This is a genomic window from Microbulbifer sp. CNSA002 (assembly GCF_047324085.1).
Classification (GTDB): Bacteria; Pseudomonadota; Gammaproteobacteria; order Pseudomonadales; family Cellvibrionaceae; genus Microbulbifer.
In genome coordinates this window covers 2,407,017-2,429,866 of sequence record NZ_CP172449.1, presented here as the reverse complement: position 1 = coordinate 2,429,866, position 22,850 = coordinate 2,407,017, and the positions used below count along the sequence as shown (strand labels likewise).

The following is a 22,850-nucleotide window of genomic DNA, read 5'->3' as shown; positions in this document are numbered from 1 at the left end:
AGAAATGGAACAGCCAATGCAGCCTCAGCAGTGGTTATCAAACGGAAAGATTTTTGATTATCAAAACCACCAACTCTTCTATGTCGATAGCAACCCAAGCTGCCGACATAAACCAGTGCTGCTTTTGATTCACGGTTTTCCAACCAGTAGTTATGACTGGCAAAAGGTATGGGCCCAACTGACAGCGCACTATCGCTGTATTGCTATGGATATGCTGGGATTCGGTTACTCAGACAAACCCAAGCAGCATAACTACAGTATCCACGGGCAAGCTGATTTACATGAAGCTCTTCTGCAACATTTAAACATCAACAAGGTCCACCTGCTGGCCCATGACTATGGGGATACCGTTGCCCAGGAGTTACTCGCCAGAGCCAATAGCGGTGGTACCACGAGGTATGCCTCAGCATGCCTGCTAAACGGAGGTCTATTTCCAGAAACTCATCAAGCGCGTTTCGTACAAAAACTGCTGCTCTCTCCCGCAGGCTTCCTGATCAATAAACTGATGAATTACCGGCAGTTTTGCCGCAGCTTCAGTGCCATTTTCGGAACAGACACACAACCCTCTGACAGAGAATTGCGAGACTTGTGGCAAATTCTCCAATATAAGAATGGCAACCGGCTCCTCTATAAACTAATCAGCTATATGCGCGACAGGCGCCAACATCGTCAGCGCTGGGTCGACGCCCTAAAGCAATACCCCGGCCCCCTATTACTAATCAATGGCTCATTAGACCCAGTTTCAGGGAAGCATATGGTGGATCGATTTCGGCAACTGATAGATCGGCCAGCGGATATTGTTGAGCTGGGAACGATTGGGCATTATCCGCAGTGGGAAGCTCCTACTCTTCTAGTCTCGACCTATCTAAAGTTTATTGAGGCCTATTCAAACAAAGAGTCTCAAGTCAGCCTATAAACAAAGCCTGGACTGCCAAAACCCACCCAAGTTGATAAAAGGCCAGAATCAATGAAAGAGTTTCCGAGGAATATAGCTCCATATAAGAAAACCCCTGAATTCACTGAGGAGAATATCCCTCCAGGGCTATTGAAAGATCATACTACCAAGGAAGGCGTATGGGGGAAGATAGTGATCCTCTCCGGATCATTGGAATATACGATTCAAGAGCCCGAAGTGGAGATTATTGAACTGAGCCCTAAGAAGTTTGGCGTCGTAGAGCCAACTATAAGGCATCACATAAGACCGTTAGGGGATGTGAAATTTTATGTTGAATTCTATCGATAGAATCAAACTATCAAGTTAGCTAGACCTGGCTAACACTTTACTTCCTCAAGTTTCAGAAAGCTGATAGGCTCAGAAGGTATTTAGTGGCATACAACAAGGTGCGACCTACTATTGGTTAAGAAGGAAAGAATACACTACATTCAGGGGACGCTGTGGATACTTTTCTGTAAGCTTGTAATCGGCATCTATGCCCCATGCAAGTCAAGCGTGGGGCATTCTTTCCTTTCGCCTATCTACCACAAGTATCTTTGTGTAACGAAACATAATAGGTAAGGTTGATTTTAGATTACTACGGACTTGCTATCCCAATAACACATCCTATGTCTAGCACCCTTAGCTGGATAAATTAAATCTAGCTCTTCTTGAGATTTAGGACCTTTATAGATATGCATATTATATCCAAAATTATCCAAGATCTTGGGAGAATATAAGATCATAGAGGTACCCATCGGACAAAACTTAACCCTGTCGGACTCGTCCATTTGATCAAACAGCATCATCCAAGAAAAAAAGTAAGGCTTTATTCCAGCACTCTTCAAGAGCTCTTCTTGTTTTTTTAAGAAACTTACCTGATACCGAATAGAATCCACACGAGTATCGTTTGTGACATCATAATAATCATTACTTTTAACCTCCAAAATATTTACCAAACCTTGATAGGACGGCGCCCCATGAAAAAGAAGCAGTGCATCATCATGCACGATTCTCTTTTTGGCGGCGGCCATAATATAATTCGCACAAGCAGATGCACATAAATCAAAGCCAACAACTGTGCTTCTTAACCTTGAAATTTCCTCAGCAATATTCACTGCGGGACGACCTTCACCACCAGGGGACCTCACAACAACAATTAAGTCGGAGCCATCTACCAAATTGGAGGTTTTAGATTTAAATTTTAGCTCGGCTTCATTGCGATGTATGGGTCCATCCATACAAATCCCACCAGGGACCTCTTTGATTTCGAACTTAGAGTCTCTTGCATTATCAAAAGTAAACTCCTTTGAATCAAACCAAGCCCCACAATGATTTACTATCTTTTTCTCTATCGCACTATAAGTCGCTTCAACAGCATGGACCTTAACTCCGCCTATACAATACAGCATCGAAAGAACAGCAATATATTTGTTAATCAACAGCGTGAACTCCAACAAAAAAGTTAGTGATAAATATTCTCACAAGCATAGAACCGTTTACTTGTATTGAGTTCAATATTTCTTCAGGCTTTCTTGCGCTGCACACAGAAAAAACATGGCAACCGCCAGCCATCAATATCCGGCCGCAATTGGCCACAGGTAAAGGCTAATTTTTAATTCCCGCTTTTTCCTTATACACCTGTTCCTGCACCTCTTTAATAGCACTGCCGCACCATGTAAAACTCTGTGTTACATTTGGAACCCTCTCAAAACAAGCTGTAATACTCTGCATGCCTGCATAATTGATACAAGCAAGCCAAGTAATGACTTTGACTAGCCTGGCTGCAACAGCAAAGTGATAGTGTGTGAAAGACGGGGCAAAGGCAGATATTCTCCGTGGAAGTAGATTGCTTGTTTCTCCATAATTTACTAACTGAACATACCTGCAACTGCAAATCCTTTGTAACGACTTAATACCTTTCATGTGTTTATGGCATATTTATTCTTTCTCTGTAATCAGCAACCACCCGCATAGCGGGTGGTATGGTGAAAGCCCCCAGAGGGGGCTTGTTACAATCCCGCCAATTGCATCTGCTCTTGCCGGCGTTCTTCAACCTCTTGATTCTTGATGTACTCTCGAATCATCTGCTCATCAAGCCCTACTGTACTCACGCAGTAGCCCCGAGCCCAAAAATGTCTTCCTGTGAAATTTCTCTGTACATGCTTGTACTTCCGAAATATCCGGATCGCAGATTTCCCTTTCAGAAACCCAACCGTATTGGAAACACTTATCCTGGGAGGAATCATTAACAACATATGAATGTGATCCCTCATTGCGTACCCCTCGACCAACTCAATGCCTTTTTGACGACACAAGTCTCGGAATATTGCTCCAATCTCACGTCTCAATGCCCCAAATAACGCTTTCTTTCGATACTTGGGCACAAATACCACATGGTACCTGCAATAATGTTTCACGTGAGCTTGGCACTGCCAATCTCGCATATGGCCTCCTTAAAGAACTTGCCGGTTCATGGAGGCCATATTTTTACTCTGCACGCCGGAACGGCAGAGCCTTGTCAAGTCTCACCGCCAGAGGCGGTGGTTTACCCATGTATTAATTAAATATATTCGCATAACGGATCCAGGTTAGGGTAAGATCACCAAAAGAGCCAAAAATATAGGTAATTATAATTAAGGGAGTGATATGATTTTTTCAACTACAGAAACAGTACCAGGAAGAGAAATATCGGAGGTACTGGATATCGTTACGGGCAACGTTGTTCAATCAAAACATATCGGCCGTGACTTAATGGCAGGTATAAAGAGTATTGTCGGTGGAGAGATACGAGGCTATACGGAAATGCTGACCGAAGCGAGAAACAAAGCTTTTCAAAGATTAAGTGACAGTGCCCGGCAAAAAGGCGCTGATGCCGTGGTAGGAATTCGTTTTACTACAAGTGCAATTATGGATGGCTCCTCAGAAATTCTTGTTTTTGGTACAGCTGTAAAACTAAAAAAATAGGTTGGAATGCCCCTAAAGTTCTACCGCAAACTGCCCCAGTTTTCTCCGCACCGCAGGAATAGAACTGGCGGCAGCGATTAACGCTCGAAATTCAAATCTTGCTTTCAGGGATTGTCCAGTGATCATTTTCCGGCCACGCTCAGTAACCTCAATAACCTTTTTATCTTCTTGGTGGCGCAAATCAGAGTAGCCTAGGAGCTGCCCCTCAGTGATCCGTTTTGCCAATTCGGCTGCATCAGCTATCCCAAGGTTCATACCACGACCTCCAACCGGAGAGTGGCAATGGGCAGCATCCCCAGCTAGATGTATCCTGCCCTTTGAGTAAGTTTCCGCTTGCCGAATTGAGATTTTAAAGGTTCCCTCCCGCCGAACCCTCTTAACATCCACCGCCATCGGAAATGCTTTAATTGCATTATCACAGCTAGCTACCAGACGGTGTCGGCCTTCTCCCAATGGCACCGCAACAGCGACCACGCCAGATTCCATTTTGACCAAGGTAAACTTTCTTTTAGGAGGCCAATCCCCTGTATCAACATCCGCGATTGACCACACTTCTTCCAAGTCAAATCCAGGATAACTGATACCTGCAGCTTCACGAACAGTACTGCGAATACCATCCGCTCCTACGACCAGGTCAAATTGCTCCTCTTCACCATTATCAAAAAAAGCCACTACCCCACTCTTTTCCTCGGTAAGGGTTTTGAGTTCTTTCCTATATTCAACTTCGACTCCCATACCAAATAAAACCTGAGCCATGAGAGCTTCAGTTCTGTCTTGAGGAAGTCCAAGAATGGCGGGGAAATAAGTCCGATCGGAATGAAGGGGGAACTCTAGTGCTAAATGCGTATTTAGGTAAATGCATGCGCTCTGAACAGCGATCCCCTCAGCAATCAACTTTTCAGAAACGCCAGAGTGAGAAAGCAACTCAAGGCTGCGAGAAGTAACTCCCACTGCTCGACTAAGGGTTGACGCGCTATCCCGGCGGTCCACAATTCTTGGCAGTAGCCCTCGCCGAGCAAGCTCGACCGCTGTTGTAAGGCCCGTGGGCCCAGCCCCAACAATCAGTACTTTCACAGGCTACCTCAAATAACCCCACCTAACAGTAAGATAGTACATATGAAAGAGTAAGGGTGACTAGCTGGTCTGAGGCTCTTCATAAAAAACCTCGGCCGCTATCTGTGATCTCTTCACAGCAATACCAGTCACCGCTTGGTGAGTACGTGCTTAAACTTGCGAAGTCGAAACCTCTAATATCTGGCAACGATCTACAGAAGACTCGTCTTGCCAATAAGTACCCACTGTTATATCGATATTTTTTATGTTTCAGCTCTTGGGTATAATTTCTAAATGATTACACCACTTTACGATGATGTACATGGACTCGCACTTGAGATAGTCAATAAATCCGCCTCTGGGGATAAAGCTGGGTGCCAAGACTCCCTCAACTCGCTAGAGAGACTATGCGCAAAATATGCCGGAGGCGAGCTAGACCATCCCCTACAGTGGGAGGCTCTGGGTGATTTTTCAGAAAGCTGTGAGGATGCAATACAGGCATACACCCAGGGACTTAACTGCTCCATAAAATTAGATCTCCCTTTGTATTCAGCTTCAATTGCCCTGGAAATGGCTGAATGTTTTTTGAGACTAAACAATCAAGATAAAGCCTTGAAATTTGCCCATAAAGCACGTATCTATTCTGTCAGTACAGAGGATTATGAACTACAAGAATCCATTAACAATTTCCTTAGAAATCTTATACAGGTTTAGTTTACCCTTAAAGACCATCCAAGCTGAGTTATCATAGTTAACTAAAACAATGATTCTAAGATCACTGATTACTTCTATATTAGTCAGCCTAAGTTACACTCTGGCTGCACATTACATTTACGATAACTCTTTTGGTGAAGGTGAAATTCTGAAGATCCAGGCCTCCATATTGATGTTTCAAGCTTTAGTCGTTTTCATACCTACATTCACTGCCTGCTTACTAATCACACTCTGGCTAAGCAAGATCAATAGAAAGACAAAATAAGACATTCTGTATGCCCCCAACTTCAAGCATCATGGCTACCGCTTCAAAAATCAGCCTTTGCCTTATAGCAAGTTCAATAGCAACTCTTATTTCCATTATGGAGTACTGGCGAGGGCTTAATGGTAACGAACTTCTTTTAGCCAGAAGTGTCTCCGCTGTAACAACTGCCGGGAAAAACGGCCCCAAGTATATAGAACCGACGCTAGCTGCCGGAAATGATGGCATTACTGAAGTTCAAGTCATCTTAATGGCTCTAGGCTTATCGGCACTTTTGGCCTTAAGTTCGCTGATAGTGGTGACGATTTACAGGGTCAGGCACGGCCATCACAAACTCTATCTGCCTTTAGCTTTCTGTTCTACAGTTCTATGCTTGGGCATTATTTATGTTGGGTTTAAGTCCGGTATTCAGTATAGTCTTTGAAGTAGGACAAGCTTAGGCTAGTACTGAGGCATAACAAAGGAATATCAAAGTGAAAAGAATTGCCACCGCACTGCTATTTTTATTTGCGGCGATTGCCTGCTACGCTTTCGGAGTCCCTGTGGGAGGAGTAATCTTCCTTGCTCTTGGCATTATCTTTGAAGGAATCTTCTGGATTAAGCTATTTAAACGTAAAAAGAAGCCAACATAGGTGTAGTAATACAACGTTACTTCGGCTAGATTCAATTGAACTAGTGATTATCGAATAAACTACACGCCTCAACCTGGCACCATAGAACAGGAAGGTCGCTTACTCCCTAAGCCACCTAATTGCCATCCCATCATTCTATAAATTTATTTTCCAGCCATCAGTAATCCCCACCTCACTATTGGTACACACTTGCATCAGGAATAGATACCGAGCACGGAAACTATGGAGGAAACTTGAGACATATTTAAAGACGGACTAAATTGTGCGCCGTTAAATGGATTCTATAAGGAAATACCCATGTCCCTTCACCGCTCACCACGCTGGATTGCGGTCATTCTTCTTTGTCTTATTGCTATGGCTTGCTCACAAGAAAAGTCAGAGAAGAAACTCGCTGACACCCCCAAGCTTGCGGAAGGCGGGAGCGTTGAAGAGGGTAACAACCAGGCACAAGCTCTCAGCCCCACTGAGAAAGTGCATAAAAAAGAAGCGGCCTCTTCTAGTGAAGCAATCTCGAAAGCTGATGAAGCCCAGCGCACTTCTGAAAGAAATTCTACTGATCTGACAGAGAATGATGCTACCCCTTCACAAGTCACAGTCAATGCCAGCACTCAAATCTCCGGGGATCACTTCCTAAAGGTCCTCCACATTGGGGAGCGGACATTTAAAGATGCAAGGGCCATCGCAGTTATCTTTTCTGAACCTTTGCTGGGCAATGCCCATTTTGGCTCCTACTTGAATCTATCCCGTGACGATGGCGAGCGTGTAGATGGTGGTTGGGTTCTCTCCGATAACCAGAAAATTCTCTATTTTCCTCATATTGAACCAGATACTCGCTATAAACTCACCGTGCTCCCGGGTCTGCCCGGCGAAAACGGCTTGGAGTTACAGGAAGAGAAACAGGAGAGGATTCGCACCCGACGGATTGAGCCCAGTATCAGCTTTGCCAGCAATGGAAGTATTTTTCCCACGACGGTAACTCCCGGCCTACCTGTTACTGCAGTCAGTGTTGAGGCTGCACAGATTCACTTCCATAGAGTGAAACCTGAGCATTATTCCGAGTTCTTCAGGCTGATCAAAAGCCAGTCACTAAAATACTACTATCGCTTAAAGTCCCTCAATCAAGTGGCCGATTTTGTCTATAGTGCCCAGTTCGATCTCACCAAGGAGAAATACGTCCAGCGAGATTTCGACCTCTCTATCGGGCATATAAAGCCCCTGCAACAACCAGGAATCTATGTCGCAGTTATGCAGCCGGCAGGCGTGTATGACACTAACCTCTATGATGTCACCCACTTCTCCATCTCCAACTTAGGCCTTCATGCGAGGTACTATCCAAACAGTGTTGACCTCTATGTTTCATCTCTGGATGAAGGGCAGGCTCTTAAGGGCATTGAGGTTGAGCTGCTCAACAACAAAGGGGAGCTAATCCAGCAATACACAACCGACCAAGACGGCCAGGTGCGCTTTGCTCTGACGCAGGAACAGGAAGACTCACAGCGCTTCTTCATCGCAAGAGATCCTGATACCGGTCACTTCTCCATACTCGACCTGCGTGAACCTGCATTGGACCTTTCGGATTTTCAGTTGGGCCAGCGCCCTTCGAGACCGATGGAGTTTTTCATGTATGGCCCGCGAGATCTGTATCGCCCCAATGAATCGATCCAGGTGAGCGGGCTGCTGCGCAATTATGATGGTCGCTATATCAAAGACCTGCCGATCAAGGCAGAACTCATAAAGCCGGACAATACCAGCGCGCGCGCATTCACATGGCACGCCAGCGCGCCCGGATACTACGAAAAGCTTATTCCACTTCCACAAAATGCACCTACCGGTGACTGGCGCCTGGATGTTGAGCTAGCCGATGGGCGCAAAGTGAAATATCCATTTAAGGTAGAAGAATTCTTGCCAGAGCGAATGAAGCTGGTTTTGCAAGACGGTGAAGAGCGCAGTCTGGTAGAGGGCCATAAAGAATCTTTCGAACTTCAAGTAGAAGGTAGTTATCTCTATGGTGCGCCAGCGGCAAAGAACCGCCTGGAAACTCTGGTGCAAATTAGCCACTATCGCGAGCCCTTCCCCCAGTGGAAAGGGTTCGTATTTGGGAACACTAATGAATCTTTGCCCACGCGACAGTTTCATGCCCCAACGATTGAGCTCAATGAGGAAGGGTTGAGCAATCTGACCTTGCGCTCCCGTTGGAAACGAGCAAAGAGCCCGCTGAAAATCAACTTGGTTTCCAGCCTGTTCGAATCCGGCGGCCGCCCGGTAACTCGCCAACATCCAGTCCTGGTATGGCCCACACACCCGGTGGTAGGTATTCGCCCAAATTTTGGAGAGGAAAACCCATCGGCCAACAGCAGGCCTGAATTTGAAATAGTGGTTGCCGACGCACAGGGCGAGCCTGTTATCGGACGGGATCTCAAAGCGGTGTTAATTTCCGAAGACCGCCAGTACTTTTGGGAGTACTCTTCAAATCGGGGCTGGCACTATGAATACTCAAGTGCTGAATTTGAAACTTTCAGTCGCCAGCTCCAATTCACCGAAGAGCAACCACTGAAGCTCACAGTCCCAGTGGAACATGGCCACTACCGCTTAGAAGTCACTGATACCAATACGGGGGCAACCAGCAGCTTACGCTTCCACGCCGGCCGGGACTGGTATTACTGGTGGCGTAAGGACCAAGTAGCCAAAGGCCAGGCTGCGCGTCCAGATACCGTGGCCCTGTCACTGGATAAACCAAGGTACTCTTCTGGAGATCTGGCGCAACTCACCATAGTACCGCCCGCTGACGGAGAGGCGTTGGTGTTGGTGGAGAGCGACCAACTATTGTGGTCCAAACGACTACCTGTAGAAAAGTCGGGCACCAATATCGAAATCCCAATCTCTCCTGAGTGGGATCGCCACGACACCTATATTTCTGTTACTGCTCTGCGCCCTGCGGACAAGAATGAGCGTATCGCCCCCAATCGCGCTTTTGGTCTCGCCCACCTGCCCCTGGATCGCGATCCTCGGCGCCTGCCCATTTCACTCGAAGCGCCCACGAATGCCCTGCCCGGCTCGGAAATTGAAGTTACCATTTCTGCCGACGAAAATTCTATCGAACAAAACGGAAGCAAAGCCTGGGCCACCCTGGCCGCCGTCGATGTCGGTGTACTCAATATCACCCGCTTCAAAACCCCGGATCCCTTCGAGGCCTTTTTTGGCCAGCGCCGTTACGGTGTGGATGTAAGGGATATTTATCATCGCATTATTGAATCCAACAGTGGCAAACTGGTGGAGCAACGTTTTGGCGGCGATGCGGAACTGGCCCGAGGCGGCGACGAGCCCAACTCCGACGTTCAAATAGTATCTTTATTCTCAGGACCCGTTGAATTTGATACTCAGGGCCAAGCAAAGGTCGCGCTACAATTACCGGAGTTTAACGGACAGCTACGCCTGATGGCGGTTTCTTTCAGCAAAGACCGATTCGGTAGCACCGACGGAGAAGTAACAGTCGCCTCACCGGTTGTCACCCAAGCCGCCTTGCCTCGCTTTATGGCCCCTGGTGATAGCAGCACACTGGCCCTTGACCTCAATAACTTAAGTGGCCGCTCCCAAAAACTCACTGTAAATATGCAATCAGTGGGCGCGGTAGATTTGGAAATGGGTGAGCGGTTGCTGGAACTGGCGGATGGTGAACGCAAAACTTTGCGCTTCCCAATCACCGCCAAAGATGCCACCGGAGATGCAGAGTTCAAACTGGTCGTGCAGGGTGCCGCCGATAAAGATGGAAATGATATCGATATCGAACAGCAGTGGCGCCTGGGCGTGCGCCCCGCTTGGCCGGCAACCACACGCAACCAGCGCAGACTCCTGTCCCAGGGCGAGAGCTTCAGTGTCGATAGCAGCTTCCTGGATTCCCTAATGCCTGGAACCGTTCAAACCCTGGTATCCCTGGACAGCCGACCGCAACTCCAGTTACAGGATCACCTATCTAACCTGCTGCAATACCCCTACGGCTGCCTGGAACAAACCTCCAGCCGGACCTTCCCGCTAGTCATGGCAACGCCGCAACGACAGCAAAAACTGGGCCTTGAACCTCTGGATGAGAATGATCGGGCCGAACGTATCGACGCAGGTATTGAACGCATTTTCAGCATGCAAAAAGGGAACGGCAGCTTTGGCCTATGGAGTTCCGAGTCTTCCGAAAGCCAGTGGCTAACCGCCTATGTAGTCGATCTTCTATTGCGGGCCCGGGACCAGGGAATCGTATTTGACGATAACCGCCTGGAATCCGCACTCAAGCGCCTGCAGGATTACGCCCGTGAGCGCGGTGCTTTCTATCAGCAACGCTATAGCTATAGTCCCGATTTCTATGCTTATGCCGCAAGAGCTTACGCAGCCTATGTGCTCTCACGAGTACAGAAAGTGTCTCTCGGGCAACTGCGTACCCTTTATGAAAGCGGCTCGAGCCTGACCCAATCTCCCTTACCAAACCTGCATATGGCAATCGCTTTGCATACCATGGGCGATGCCACCCTGGCCCAGGAGGCCCTGCAAAAAGCGCTTAAAATCGAGCGCAAACGCCGCAGCTACTATGGCGATTATGGGTCAGACCTACGGGATACGGCCCAAATGATCTCCCTGCTCCTAGAGCACAATTTCGCAGGTGATAAAACGGAATCCCTGGTGTTCGAGCTGGCCGATCTTCTCCACGGTCGCCAATATCTCAGCACCCAGGAGCGCAATAGTGTGTTTATGGCTGGAGCACAGTTGCAACTCAATAGCAGCGCAAACTGGTCTGCGACTTTGGCCAGTATTGATGGCTTGCGCGAGCTCAATAGCGATAACCCGCACAGCGCATTATTCCGCGGGCGCGAAGCCGCCAGCGCACTTGAGGTAACTGCACAGATAGAAAAGCTCTATGCAGCAATCACTATCAATGGTTACAGCAAGAAGTCACCTGAGGCGGAGATGGATAAAGGTGTCAGAATTAAACGCAGCTACCACAATTTGGATGGCACGGAAGTCATTCCCAATCAAGTTCGTGAGGGCGAGCTTTACCTGGTGCGTTTGCAAATTGATGCGGACCAACGCCTGCCCGACCTACTTGCAGTGGACCTATTGCCCGCAGGTTTTGAGCTGGAGAATCAAAACCTGGCCGACAGTGTCAAAGTGGATGAACTCGAGTTCGATGGCAAAAGTATTGCCCAGTGGCAGGACACCCAGGACAATATCCAACACACTGAATATCGCGATGACCGCTTTGTGGCGGCACTGGATCAGCTGAGATACAAAACCACCAATCTCTTCTATATCGCCCGCGCAGTAACCCCAGGCAACTATCAGGTGCCCCCACCCTACGTAGAGGATATGTACAAACCGGAACGCTTCGCTATCGGTGAAAATCCCCTAACGCAATTGCGGGTAATCGGTAAACAGTGAAGCTGTTGGCCACTATCCGGAGAGCCTGGCAAAGCAGCAGTCGCAGAGTTCGCGCACTGCTGCTTGCGCCCGCCGCCCTCACAGCGGTACTGCTACTGCTCGACTTTGCTTTCCCTCCACCTCTTCCCGAAACTCAAGATTTTGCGCGGGTCGTTGCAGATCGTTACGGCAAACCACTACGTTTCTTTGCCGACAGTCGCGGAGTTTGGAGATACCCAACATCTCGGGAAAATGTATCACCGCGCTTTATCGAAGCTCTTCTCACCTACGAAGACCGACACTTCTATCGGCACCCCGGAGTAAATCCGCTAGCCCTATTGCGAGCTTCAGTCCAATACCTTCGCAATGGACGAGTCGTTTCCGGCGGTTCCACTCTCACCATGCAGGTAGCGCGACTACTGGACCCACACCGCAAAACTCTGCCGGGCAAAACCAAGCAGATATTGCGTGCATTGCAATTGGAGTGGCACTTCAGCAAGAATGAAATTCTCGATCTTTACCTTAACCTCGCACCCTACGGTGGCAATATTGAAGGCGTAGAAGCAGCCAGCCGCCTATACCTGCGTAAATCGGCCTCCGACCTTACCCATGCGGAAGCTGCACTGCTAGCTGTACTCCCTCAGGCACCGAGCCGCCTGCGGCCAGATCGGCATCCTCTAAAGGCACAAAAAGCCCGGGACAAAGTTCTGGATAGACTGCAGTCATTTACCGTCTGGAGCGCAGAGGATGCTGAGCGCGCTCAACTTGAGCAGGTCTATGCGGAACGCTTAGAATTCCCGCAAAACGCCCCGCACCTAGCCCGCAGGCTGGTAAATACCATCAGCGACCAAGAAGTTATTCGCACCACAATCGACGGCAACATCCAGCGCGGATTGGAAGATTTTCTGCGCGATCACATGGATAGCTATCCAGCCAAAACATCTGCAGCTGTTGTAGTTTTGGAGAATTCCGATTTATCCGTGCGCGCCTACGTGGGAGCTTCTCATTTTGGTAACGGACGCCGCTATGGCTATGTGGATATGGCCAGGGCTGTGCGCTCACCGGGCTCTACGCTCAAGCCCTTTTTGTACGGACTTGCCATTGATGAGGACCTGATCCACAGCGCCTCCCTGCTCAGCGATGCGCCCCGCATCTACGGCGATTACCGCCCTGAAAATTTCCATCGAGGCTTCGCCGGCCCTGTCACCGCCACTGCCGCCCTTCAGAAATCTCTCAATGTCCCTGCTGTTCAGCTACTGGAACATTACGGCCCCGGTCGATTGGCCGCAGCCCTGGAAAATGCCGGACTAGCACTGGAGTTTCCCAGTAACGGTAGACCCAACTTGGCCATGATTTTGGGGGGCATAGGTGCTCGTCTTGACCAGCTGACAGGTATTTATGCCGCACTGGCACGGGGAGGCCAGACTGCAGCTCCCCGTTATTTACCCGAGGAGCCCGTACGTGAAAGGCATCTGATGTCTCCTGAGGCAGCTTGGATTACATTTGAAATGCTCGCTTCCAATCGCGGAGGTTCCCGCCGTTGGCGCAATCTGGTGCGGCAAAACAAGGCAGATATCGCCTGGAAGACAGGCACCAGCTACGGCTACCGGGATGCCTGGGCGATTGGCGTAACTCCCGGCTACACCGTCGGCATTTGGGTAGGCCGACCGGATGGCACTCCCCTACCCGGTTACTATGGCTCCATTAGTGCCACGCCTCTGTTGAACGCAGTTATCGCCGCATTACCAGACAACAAACAACAGCACCTGAAAAAGCCAGACTCAGTAACTCAAGAGACTATTTGTTGGCCGCTTGGGGGCCAGAAGACGCTCACACAAACCAGCCACTGCCATCTGCAACACATCGCCTGGTTAATCCAAGGGCGCACACCCAGAACACTATCGCCGCAAGGTGAGCCTCTGCGGGCCGCACAAACCTTTAGTTTCTTTGCAAACCGGCAAGGTATGCGGGTAAAGCCCAGTTGTATGGATTCTTCTACTCAAAGGCATAGCCTAGCCCTTTGGCCGAAAGAACTGGAATCCTGGCTACCTGAAAACCAGACCCGGGCCCAACAAATTCCTCCGACGGCTCCCGAGTGTTACACCCCGACTGCAACAACAGGGACTCCACTAAAGATTATCGGAGCTGGAGATGGTTACCAGTATCGACCTACCGGCAAAAATGCCCCACTTCCGCGTTTAACTCTGAGCGCGATTGGCGGACAGGGAAAGCGCTATTGGTTCCTAAACGGTGAACCCAAGGGCGAAACCCTCGGAAACGAAAACCTGGCACTACTTCCGGGAAGTGGTAAGCACCAAATTGCTGTACTGGATACTAGCGGGAATGTCGATCGGATTGAGATTTTTGTAGGAAACGACAACTGATTTTCATAAAGCAGAAGACTTCCATGTTGTTTCTCTCACAGAATATATCCCTTAGTGTCACCCTATCGGCAATCGAGTGTCAGCATTGGCGTGGAACATCGTAGTTCGGGTTTAATTTTAGTAACTCCCAAAATAGGGAACACACGAATGCACAGCACACCTTAAACGCAGTATATCTTTCCGCCTTCCCCAGCAGTATCACTTACACGCTTCTACTTTTCCCAGATTAAAAGCCTCCCCGATTTTAATCCAAACAGGCAGGTTCTGCTGTTACATGAGTATTGCCAATCCAAGTATTACTTCCACTACAGGTTGGATCGGTAGGATCACGTAAATCAAATGCAGAATTATCAAGCGATGTATTCCCTACCACCACATTATTCTCATTATTGAATCCAGCGATATTGATACCGGCTGTATCAGGCGAGCCATTTGTCCCATTTTCCATTACTATGTTTTGTATTATAGAAGTACTTGATACATCCACATTGAGTTCAATCCCATTACTCGCACTGCCGGTAACAAAGTTCTGAATAACTGTTGTGTTACTTTCATTAATATCAATTCCGTTATCACCATCAGTACTACCGACAACAGTATTTAGCTGAACCAGTGTAAACACACCATTTACCGTAATTCCCTGATCACCGGCTGATTCAATATAATTATTGATAATTTGGTTTCGATCGCCTCTAACATCTATACCATCATCATTGCCAGTATCAATAATTTGATTCCCAACAATATTATTGGAGTCACTATCAATAACAATTCCCTCTCGAGGAGAATTTAAGATCATAATTCCATCTATGGTATGAAATCCATCTCCCTCCAGGTTTAAACCATCTGGGCAGTCGGTTATCGTCCCACCATAAACGGCACCAGATAATCCATTAACCAAAATTCCAGCAATACCTTCTAGATTTGGGTTGTCACAAATAATTTCCCCGCCCTCTGCCATCGTAAGGCTTCCACCGGGTCCAGTTACTGTTACCGCATAGGGATTCGCCAGGCTCAGTTCACAATTCAGCGTTTCCGACAGGGTTTCAGCTGTTGTTATTACATCGCCACAATCAACAGCCATAACTAGTGGTGATGAGAATAAAGTAGCACTTGTGACGAAAGCTGTGACTAACTTGTGGTAACAGGTGTTCATGGCAGGTCCCTCTCATTGATATAAGAAAATTGTAGGCATAAGCCACACTTCACGTTTCCAATATCAATGAAAAGAACTCATTCTGAGCCTAAGGGAGCTTTTATTATGTTGCTCTATCTCATATCTATTATTTGAAGTAGGCAAACATAACGAAACTTTGATAACGTCAGCAAATAGACACTGTAATTGCCTTTACAATTTACACAATTAATCCTTGAGACTTACTAAAAGAGCCTCAATAGCGATTCACCCCTATTTCTCATCACCTTAAAAGCTATTCTCGAACAGGACGTCATTTATCGACAGCTGTCCACCACGTCCATTCGCAACTTTTGCCGCTTTTCCAATCACTATCATCATCCCGATCAAATAACCTTCGGGCAAATTGATCAGCTCAGCGACTCTCTCTGGGTCAAACCCAACCATTGCACCTGTGTCATATCCCATCGACTTTGCCGCTAACATCATGGTTTGTGCTGCCAATCCGCAGCTTCGAATAGCCTCGTCCCGCTGTAGTTGCTGCTTACCCTTGTAGAACTCAGTTAGCATTGGCACTAACACATCCCGAGCCTCTTTCGGCGCATCGGCCCAGTACCGCTCCGGCCGATCACTCCAGGCATTAATATCTGCACAAAGTATGACCAACTCAGAAGCATCTTCTACTTGCTGCTGTCCCCAGGCTGCATCTTTAAGCTGGCTGCGGAGGGAAATGTCAGTGATGCGCAGGAAGCGCCAGTGCTGGATATTGTAAGAAGTCGGCGACAACATAGTCGCCTGGACCAGACGGGTGAAGTCCTCGGCAGGCATCTCTGCTGTGACATCGAAATGCTTAACCGAGCGGCGGGATTCAACAGCTTTAAACAATTCCATAAGTTTCTCTCTGACTATCGTTCGTTGATTGAATGTCGATGACAAGAAGCTTATTGGGTTTCCTTATCGTTGATAATGGGGTTCGGCGGAGACTTACTGTTGACGAAAAGTTAACAGTTTACTGATCCCAATAAGGTGTATCGCCGCCAAAGTACTCTATTGCAAAGTCTATAAAGGCGCGGACTTTGGCTGGCATAAACTGCCGCTCAGGGAAAACCGCGTAGATAGACTTGGCAGGCATCTGGTACTCCTCGAATAGAGGAATTAGCTTTCCAGTCTCAATATCTGGTCCTGCCACGAAGGTGGGTAAGCGGCCTATCCCTACTCCTTGGAGAAGAGCTTCCCTCAGTGCCTCACTATTATTTATCTGGTAGTTACCCTTCACCTCGATGGTATGTAAGTGATTGTCTTTGATAAAACCCCACTCTTTCACATCCCTGGAATAAGTAAAAATCAGGCAATTATGGGCGGTCAACTGCTCCAGTTCTGTGGGCTCTCCGAATTCCTTCAAGTAGGAAGGTGATGCACAGAGTACACTTTTCAGAGGTGCAATTTTGCGGGCAATCAGGCTGGTATCGGGAAGGTCACCTCCGCGAATAGCGATATCAAAGCCCTCCCCCACTAAATCGACAACTTTATCGTCCAGTATCATGTCGATACTAATCTCGGGGTAACGCTTCATAAATACGGGAATTAAGGGAGCCAGATGCAATCTACCAAAGGACATAGGAGCATTGATCCGCAAGCGCCCCCGAGGCTCCCCCTGTAGCTGCAAAACTGCGTCTTGTGCATCTTTGGCTGATTTATAAGCAATGCGTGCGTGCTCATAAAAATGCTCCCCAGCCTCCGTCAGGCTCAACTTTCGCGTAGTTCTGTGCAAAAGCTTCACCCCAAGCTGCAGCTCCAACTGGGTAACCCGCTTGCTTACCGCTGATTTTGAGATGCCAAGTAACTTTGCCGCCGGGGAAAAGCCACCGGTTTCTGCCACAGTCACAAATATTGGAATCGCTGCAATTGTCTCCATAAGCGACTGTTTCCTTCTCCTCAACAGTGAGTGTCTATAATGCTGGATTATCAGTTTACCAGAAACGACATACACTTATCTCTCGCTAATAGAGGGAAGAAGCATGAGTGAGCTTACCAGGGGCATAACCCCATCAACTACAAGCCCCAACACTTCGCTCTGGTGGGTTCACTGCCTGATGATACTTTGTACACTACTGGTTGCAGGATCATTTCCTGTTGGGGAGTTAATCGCCGATTCACTCCCGGCGGATTTCATGATGTTGATTCGATTCTTAATTGCGGCGGGACTATTTGCACCCTTCATATTTTTAAAGCACGGGATTCAGCTTCCAGAACCCAAAAAACTGCTGGGATATGCTCTACTCAGCATCCCATTGGTTATCTTTTTCTGGTGTATGTTTGAAGCACTCAAATACACCACCGCAGTGAATACCGGCGCTCTTTTTACAACCGTCCCGGCGATGACAGCCATCTTTACTTTGATCATCAATGGCGAGCGAAGCAGCACCCGAAAAGTTATCGGCCTAACCCTTGGGACTCTGGGTGCAGCCTGGATTGTATTCAAGGGGAGCATCTCAACAGCGATGACGCTAGACCTAAACAAAGGGGATTGGATATTCACCCTAGGTGCTATATCACTCAGTTTATATAACCCGCTTATCAAGAAGGTTCACTCAGGGGAGCCTACAGAGGTTATGACATTCTGGGTTATTCTATTTGGCGCGCTCTGGTTACTATTGCTCTCTTTTCCCAACTTGAACCAGATTGAATGGCGAAATATACCCACCGAGACTTACGGCGGGCTATTCTATTTAGCCTTATTCTCAACTTTAATTAGTTTTTTCCTGCTGCAATTCAGCACATTAAGGATCGGGGCAACTAAGGTTGCAGCATATAGTTTCTTGAATCCGATATTTGTACTAATAGTGGCCATAGTATTGGAAATGGCAAACTTTAATATCAACTTCATACCTGGAATGGTGCTGGTTTTTGCAGCCATGCTATTTATCCAAGCAGAAAAACCTAAGGAATAATATCTCTGAACAGCTTATAAGAGATAGAATGGTGCTGCTATCAATAAGTGCAATATTTCTAGTCTACAGGCTTTTCTATCTCATAAATTGCATCAGAAATATCCTCCAACTTAGAGGACACTATTACCTGAGCATCATGTAAACCCTGATTATAAAATCCGGCCCCCATCTCCTTTGCAAGAAAATCAATAAAGAACTCCGCTTCAAAACTGCCAATTTCCAGCTCAAATTCTTTAGACAAATAACCCCTAACCTTTTCGATTAGCTCTAATTTCCGTCTTTCTTCCAGCTCTATTGTAGACATTTTCTATTTTCCACCAATACACAGATTTAGAACAAACACCCAGGCTCGTAGAAGAATAACACAAATCTTGAGTCCCCTTAATGAAACAAAGTGAGCAGCATTTACACCGACACCAACCTTTATCAGTAAACCGAACGATGCTAGATTCAAGTCTTTTCGGGTCAACTAAAATCAAACAGGATCCAAATGAGACTCTTTAACTACCTACTTGCCCTTCTTATATTGGGCAGTAACTACGGTTGTTCAGAATCAGGCAGCGAAAGTTCAGTAACCTCATATAACAATGCTCGCGCCTCCAGTAAAGTAGTTGCAGATATCCGGTTCCCGGAAACTATTTCAGGGGGCAATCAAGGTGGGCGAAGTCAATATATTGCTTACGAACACTTCCTGACAACTGAGCTACCTGCTGAAGAGGTTGAACCTGTATTCCACAAGCTCCAATTACTCTGCCAACAAGAGATGGAGAAAGAATGCACTATATTGCATTCTAGTCTCAGTAATGATGAAAAGCCCTACGGAAGGATTCACTTTAGAACTCACCCCAGTAGGGTCGACAAAATTATTGATCTGGCATCAGAGCAAGGAGGAGTGATACAGCGAGAAACCAAAGCAGAAGATTTACAAGATGTCATTATCGACAACCAAAAGCGTCTTGAAATGTTACTCCAGTATCAGTCGAGGCTTGTAGAGCTGGAACAAAAATCTGCCAGTGACATCGATACTCTAATCAAGGTTGCTGAAAAGTTAGCATCGGTACAATCTGATATTGAGTATTCACAGGGGAAAAAAGCTAAACTGTTCAAGCGAACTCAGATGGATGTGGTTCAAATTAAGTTACACTCAAAATCCTACACTTCTTTCTGGGCTCCCATATCAGACTCCCTATCTCATTTTGGTGAAAACTTGTCTGACGGGTTATCTGAAGCAATCACTGCAATCGCATACCTTTTACCTTGGACTCTTATCGCCCTATTTTTATTTTATATGATTCGCATAATTTGGCGTAAAACCAGAGACTAGCTACTTACATAACCTCAAGATACTGGCATGTCTTAACAGGGCTAAAGAGCTCGTAAGAAGCTTTTATTCCGCACCCGAGATATAAAAAAAGCCGGACCATTTAAAATGATCCGGCTTTTTTATTATGGAGTAGCAATAACTACTTAGAAATTGTAGTTAAAGCGCACACCGTAGCTCATTGGGGTAGAGAATGGACCAGATACCAGGCCATCACTTCCATCTGCGTAGTACGGAACAACTTCGTCAGTCAGGTTGTTACCATAGGCTTCAACATTCCACTGATCGTCCGGGCTTACATACTTCACAGAAGCATTTACCATCCAGAAAGAATCACGACTGTCATCATAAGCAGACGTATCTCCAACAGGGAAGTCATGCTTATCAACATTCCAATAAGTCAAGTAAGAGTCATCTTCCCAGTGAATACCGACAAATGGAATTATCGCACCACCATGAGCTAACTCAAAGGTGTGATCGTAGTTAATAGTAAAGCTAAATTCCGGCGATACCGGCAACTCATTACCTTTCAGGTTGCGGAAGAGTTCCTCATTACTATTATCATGGGCTAAGCCGTAATCTGAAATCTCAAACAGCGATTGGTTGTTGAAATTCCAGCGATTCCAAAAATCAGAGGTAATTTCCGTTTGCATCCAGGTAGCGAAACCACTGATTCGACCATTCGGATATGGAGCCCAATCAAACTCTAGCTCCAAACCCATAATTTCTGCGCTGGCAGCATTCTTGGTCAGGTAAACAACGTAAGGTTCGGTCGTAATATCACCGGCATTCTCGCCTTCTCGCTCAATTGCGTAAAACGAATACGCAGTATCAGGTGCAGCTAGCTGCATATCCTTATAGTCGGAGAAAAAGAAGGTACTAGCCAAATTAAGGCGTCCATCCAAGAAGGTACCTTTTGCTCCAAGCTCCCAAGTAATAACCTTCTCTTCATCATAGCTGGTGTCAATTACTTGTTGAATAACCCGATTTCCTTCATCATCGTAGATATACTCTGCTGTATCCGGGTCTTGCTCATATTGGATTACAACATCCCCCAAACCACCAGATTTAAATCCACTTGCAACATATGCATACAGCATAACTTCATCTGTCAGGTCATAATCAAGACCAATCCGGAAATCTGATGAGTCCCAACTCTGGCTAGCATCGTTGTAAGTATCAACTGTATAAATTGAGCTATCGGCGAAATGATTGGCAGAAAATGTATTGAAGGTGTCCTGATCATATGCAGGGAAGCAACCATATTCGTCACCACCCCAAGGATAGGACCAATCACGAACACAGCTCAGATTGTTGCCGCCTTCGTCACTCTTCTGATCTTCGGTATATCGACCGCCAACAGTCAAATGAAGAGTATCCGTTAGATCATAGGTTCCTTGAGCGAAGATCGCTCCCGCCTCAATAGTCCTATCCGGCTGCCTCCAAAAAGTAGCATCGCTAAGCGAAGCCAAGAAGTAGCCATTTAAATCAGTGGTTTCATGGAAGTAGAACAGGCCGGTAATCCACTGTAAGGGGCCATCACCTGTAGATTGCAACTGCAACTCATGGGAGTAAGAGACATTTTCTGAGTCCGTAATACTCATACTCATATCCCAAGTATTGCGGCCAGCATCAATATCAATCAGGTTGCTTCGTTCCTGAACGGCATAACCAGTGTTATACACAAACGCCATGGTATCGCTGAAATCCCAGCGGAAGTTAGAGCGGAATGAAGTCATGGTGAGATCAAGCTCACCCGGTACATTCACAGCAACTGTGTACTCGTCAGCTCCGGATCCGTAGTAGGTTTCGCAATTTACACCATCTTCTCGCTGCTCAGCCTTTTCACAGTCAATAGTGTTGATGCCCCCTGCACTACTATCCTGATAGTGTTCCGCTACGGCATACCAAGAAATATCGTCAGTTGGTTCCCATAACGCACCTATACGTACCGCCTGCTGATCAACATTCCCATAAAAATCATCAGCATCAGCTCTAACTAGCTGATAGTCCGTAGCTCCTTCAGCATTATTCGCTTGAATAAAGGTTTTTGAAGCGTCATCAGATAAAACGCTCGCACCTACAGAGTCAGCATCAATATAGCGATTGTCCCACTGGTTAACGTCATAATATCCGGTAAGGTAGGAATCCCTAGTCTCGTCCATAAAGGACGCACGTAGAGCAAAGGTATCTGAAACCGGAATATTTATAACACCTTTTACCAGCTCTTGATTCCAGCGACCAAGCTCAACTCCGAATGAACCTTCAAACTCGTCAATTACCGGTCTCTTGGAGATAACATTAATGGCACCTACTGTGGAGTTGCGTCCATAAAGGGTACCCTGTGGCCCACGCATGGCTTCAACCCTTTCAGAGTCAAACATCATTGCCATAGCAGACTGGGGGCGCGAAGAATAAATACCGTCGAAGTGTAAGCCAACAGCTGGGTCACCAAACTCAGTGGTATTAGTAGAGCGCACGCCGCGCATAGAAATTACTGGGGAGGACTGGGAGGCATCGTAGCCAATATCCACGTTGGGGATAGTGTTGCCCAGGTCCTTTACATTCTTAATACCCTGGCGATCGAGCTCCTCTTGCGTAAATGCACTGATCGCTACGGGGGTGTCCATCAAATTGGTTTCGCGCTTGGTTGCGGTAACCGTTACTTCTTCCAGCGCCCAATCGTCATCCTGTTGGCTATCTTCCTGAGCCCAAGCCGACACTACCGCGACATTTGCCATTGCAATTGCAAAGGTAAGTGGTTTTTTAATTCTCATTGATGTCTCTCCAATCTGCTGCAAAAGGAAAGCCACATTTATTTTTTAATGAATGGCCATCCCATAGGGCCGTCGGCAGTACGGCGGCTAGGCTAAAATCTCAAAAAGAAGGGACGTAAGAAACTCAGATACGATAGAGCGGATCGCGACTAGGACAAAGAGGACTAGTTCACAATTTGTTGTCACTAGCTGCGACCAGCAAGTCAAGTAAGTACTGAAACCGTAGGATTCATATACCAGCTTTCTACGAATGTTGGGAATTTTTTAGAGTCTATCTGCTTGCTTACCCAACGCCTCGCATCCCAACAGCAGGCCTCAAA

General features: G+C 47.1%; 18 protein-coding genes. 10 read left to right on the top strand and 8 right to left on the bottom strand.

Annotated features, from left to right (window positions below; translation table 11 throughout):
• Positions 1-16 precede the first annotated feature (16 nt).
• Together ACG1BZ_RS10900 and ACG1BZ_RS10895 are read left to right on the top strand one after the other, a co-directional pair.
• Positions 17-916, top strand: coding sequence for an alpha/beta fold hydrolase (locus ACG1BZ_RS10900; protein WP_413665658.1), 900 nt, complete (start codon positions 17-19; stop codon positions 914-916).
• Positions 917-967: 51 nt separating this feature from the next.
• Positions 968-1,243: a DUF1971 domain-containing protein gene (locus ACG1BZ_RS10895; RefSeq protein WP_413665657.1), complete on the top strand. Its 276-nt coding sequence runs from the start codon at positions 968-970 to the stop codon at positions 1,241-1,243.
• Positions 1,244-1,524: 281 nt separating this feature from the next.
• On the opposite strand, the gene ACG1BZ_RS10890 is transcribed toward ACG1BZ_RS10895, so the two are convergent.
• Together ACG1BZ_RS10890 and tnpA are read right to left on the bottom strand one after the other, a co-directional pair.
• Positions 1,525-2,376 (bottom strand): hypothetical protein, encoded by an 852-nt coding sequence (locus ACG1BZ_RS10890; protein ID WP_413665656.1) that lies wholly within the window; start codon positions 2,374-2,376, stop codon positions 1,525-1,527.
• A gap of 570 nt (positions 2,377-2,946) precedes the next feature.
• Positions 2,947-3,381: an IS200/IS605 family transposase gene (tnpA, locus tag ACG1BZ_RS10885; RefSeq protein ID WP_413665655.1), complete on the bottom strand. Its 435-nt coding sequence runs from the start codon at positions 3,379-3,381 to the stop codon at positions 2,947-2,949.
• Positions 3,382-3,583: 202 nt separating this feature from the next.
• Between tnpA and ACG1BZ_RS10880 the strand changes: the two genes are divergently transcribed.
• Positions 3,584-3,901 (top strand): heavy metal-binding domain-containing protein, encoded by a 318-nt coding sequence (locus ACG1BZ_RS10880; RefSeq protein ID WP_413665654.1) that lies wholly within the window; start codon positions 3,584-3,586, stop codon positions 3,899-3,901.
• 12 nt (positions 3,902-3,913) lie between these two features.
• Here ACG1BZ_RS10880 and ACG1BZ_RS10875 read toward each other — a convergent pair whose 3' ends face one another.
• The gene (locus ACG1BZ_RS10875; protein WP_413665653.1) at positions 3,914-4,975 is read right to left on the bottom strand and encodes an FAD-dependent oxidoreductase; all 1,062 of its coding nucleotides are present in this window, start codon (positions 4,973-4,975) and stop codon (positions 3,914-3,916) included.
• A 273-nt stretch (positions 4,976-5,248) separates the two neighbouring features.
• Here ACG1BZ_RS10875 and ACG1BZ_RS10870 point away from each other — a divergent pair, with 273 nt between their 5' ends.
• The 5 genes from ACG1BZ_RS10870 to pbpC all read left to right on the top strand — a co-directional run bounded on the left by ACG1BZ_RS10870 (position 5,249) and on the right by pbpC (position 14,346).
• Positions 5,249-5,668 (top strand): hypothetical protein, encoded by a 420-nt coding sequence (locus tag ACG1BZ_RS10870; protein WP_413665652.1) that lies wholly within the window; start codon positions 5,249-5,251, stop codon positions 5,666-5,668.
• A gap of 275 nt (positions 5,669-5,943) precedes the next feature.
• Positions 5,944-6,354, top strand: coding sequence for a hypothetical protein (locus ACG1BZ_RS10865; protein ID WP_413665651.1), 411 nt, complete (start codon positions 5,944-5,946; stop codon positions 6,352-6,354).
• Between the two features lie 49 nt (positions 6,355-6,403).
• On the top strand, positions 6,404-6,562 hold the full coding sequence (locus tag ACG1BZ_RS10860) for a hypothetical protein (protein ID WP_282932647.1): 159 nt from the start codon (positions 6,404-6,406) through the stop codon (positions 6,560-6,562).
• 297 nt (positions 6,563-6,859) lie between these two features.
• Positions 6,860-11,983, top strand: a complete 5,124-nt coding sequence (locus ACG1BZ_RS10855) for an MG2 domain-containing protein (protein WP_413665650.1) — start codon at positions 6,860-6,862, stop codon at positions 11,981-11,983.
• Positions 11,980-14,346 (top strand): penicillin-binding protein 1C, encoded by a 2,367-nt coding sequence (gene pbpC, locus ACG1BZ_RS10850; protein WP_413665649.1) that lies wholly within the window; start codon positions 11,980-11,982, stop codon positions 14,344-14,346. Before ACG1BZ_RS10855 ends, pbpC begins: the two co-directional genes overlap by 4 nt.
• A 244-nt stretch (positions 14,347-14,590) precedes the next feature.
• Here pbpC and ACG1BZ_RS10845 read toward each other — a convergent pair whose 3' ends face one another.
• The 3 genes from ACG1BZ_RS10845 to ACG1BZ_RS10835 all read right to left on the bottom strand — a co-directional run bounded on the left by ACG1BZ_RS10845 (position 14,591) and on the right by ACG1BZ_RS10835 (position 17,396).
• Positions 14,591-15,502 (bottom strand): right-handed parallel beta-helix repeat-containing protein, encoded by a 912-nt coding sequence (locus tag ACG1BZ_RS10845; protein ID WP_413665648.1) that lies wholly within the window; start codon positions 15,500-15,502, stop codon positions 14,591-14,593.
• Positions 15,503-15,769: 267 nt separating this feature from the next.
• Entirely contained in the window at positions 15,770-16,372 is a 603-nt protein-coding gene (locus ACG1BZ_RS10840) for a nitroreductase family protein (protein WP_413665647.1), read from the bottom strand.
• Positions 16,373-16,490: 118 nt separating this feature from the next.
• The gene (locus tag ACG1BZ_RS10835) at positions 16,491-17,396 is read right to left on the bottom strand and encodes a LysR family transcriptional regulator (protein ID WP_413665646.1); all 906 of its coding nucleotides are present in this window, start codon (positions 17,394-17,396) and stop codon (positions 16,491-16,493) included.
• 103 nt (positions 17,397-17,499) lie between these two features.
• On the opposite strand from ACG1BZ_RS10835, the gene ACG1BZ_RS10830 reads away from it, so the two are divergent.
• Positions 17,500-18,432 (top strand): DMT family transporter, encoded by a 933-nt coding sequence (locus ACG1BZ_RS10830; protein ID WP_413665645.1) that lies wholly within the window; start codon positions 17,500-17,502, stop codon positions 18,430-18,432.
• Between the two features lie 58 nt (positions 18,433-18,490).
• On the opposite strand, the gene ACG1BZ_RS10825 is transcribed toward ACG1BZ_RS10830, so the two are convergent.
• Positions 18,491-18,736: a DUF2164 domain-containing protein gene (locus tag ACG1BZ_RS10825; RefSeq protein ID WP_413665644.1), complete on the bottom strand. Its 246-nt coding sequence runs from the start codon at positions 18,734-18,736 to the stop codon at positions 18,491-18,493.
• 186 nt (positions 18,737-18,922) lie between these two features.
• Here ACG1BZ_RS10825 and ACG1BZ_RS10820 point away from each other — a divergent pair, with 186 nt between their 5' ends.
• On the top strand, positions 18,923-19,756 hold the full coding sequence (locus tag ACG1BZ_RS10820) for a DUF4349 domain-containing protein (RefSeq protein WP_413665643.1): 834 nt from the start codon (positions 18,923-18,925) through the stop codon (positions 19,754-19,756).
• Positions 19,757-19,899: 143 nt separating this feature from the next.
• On the opposite strand, the gene ACG1BZ_RS10815 is transcribed toward ACG1BZ_RS10820, so the two are convergent.
• Positions 19,900-22,530, bottom strand: a complete 2,631-nt coding sequence (locus ACG1BZ_RS10815) for a TonB-dependent receptor (protein ID WP_413665642.1) — start codon at positions 22,528-22,530, stop codon at positions 19,900-19,902.
• Between the last annotated feature and the right edge of the window lie 320 nt (positions 22,531-22,850).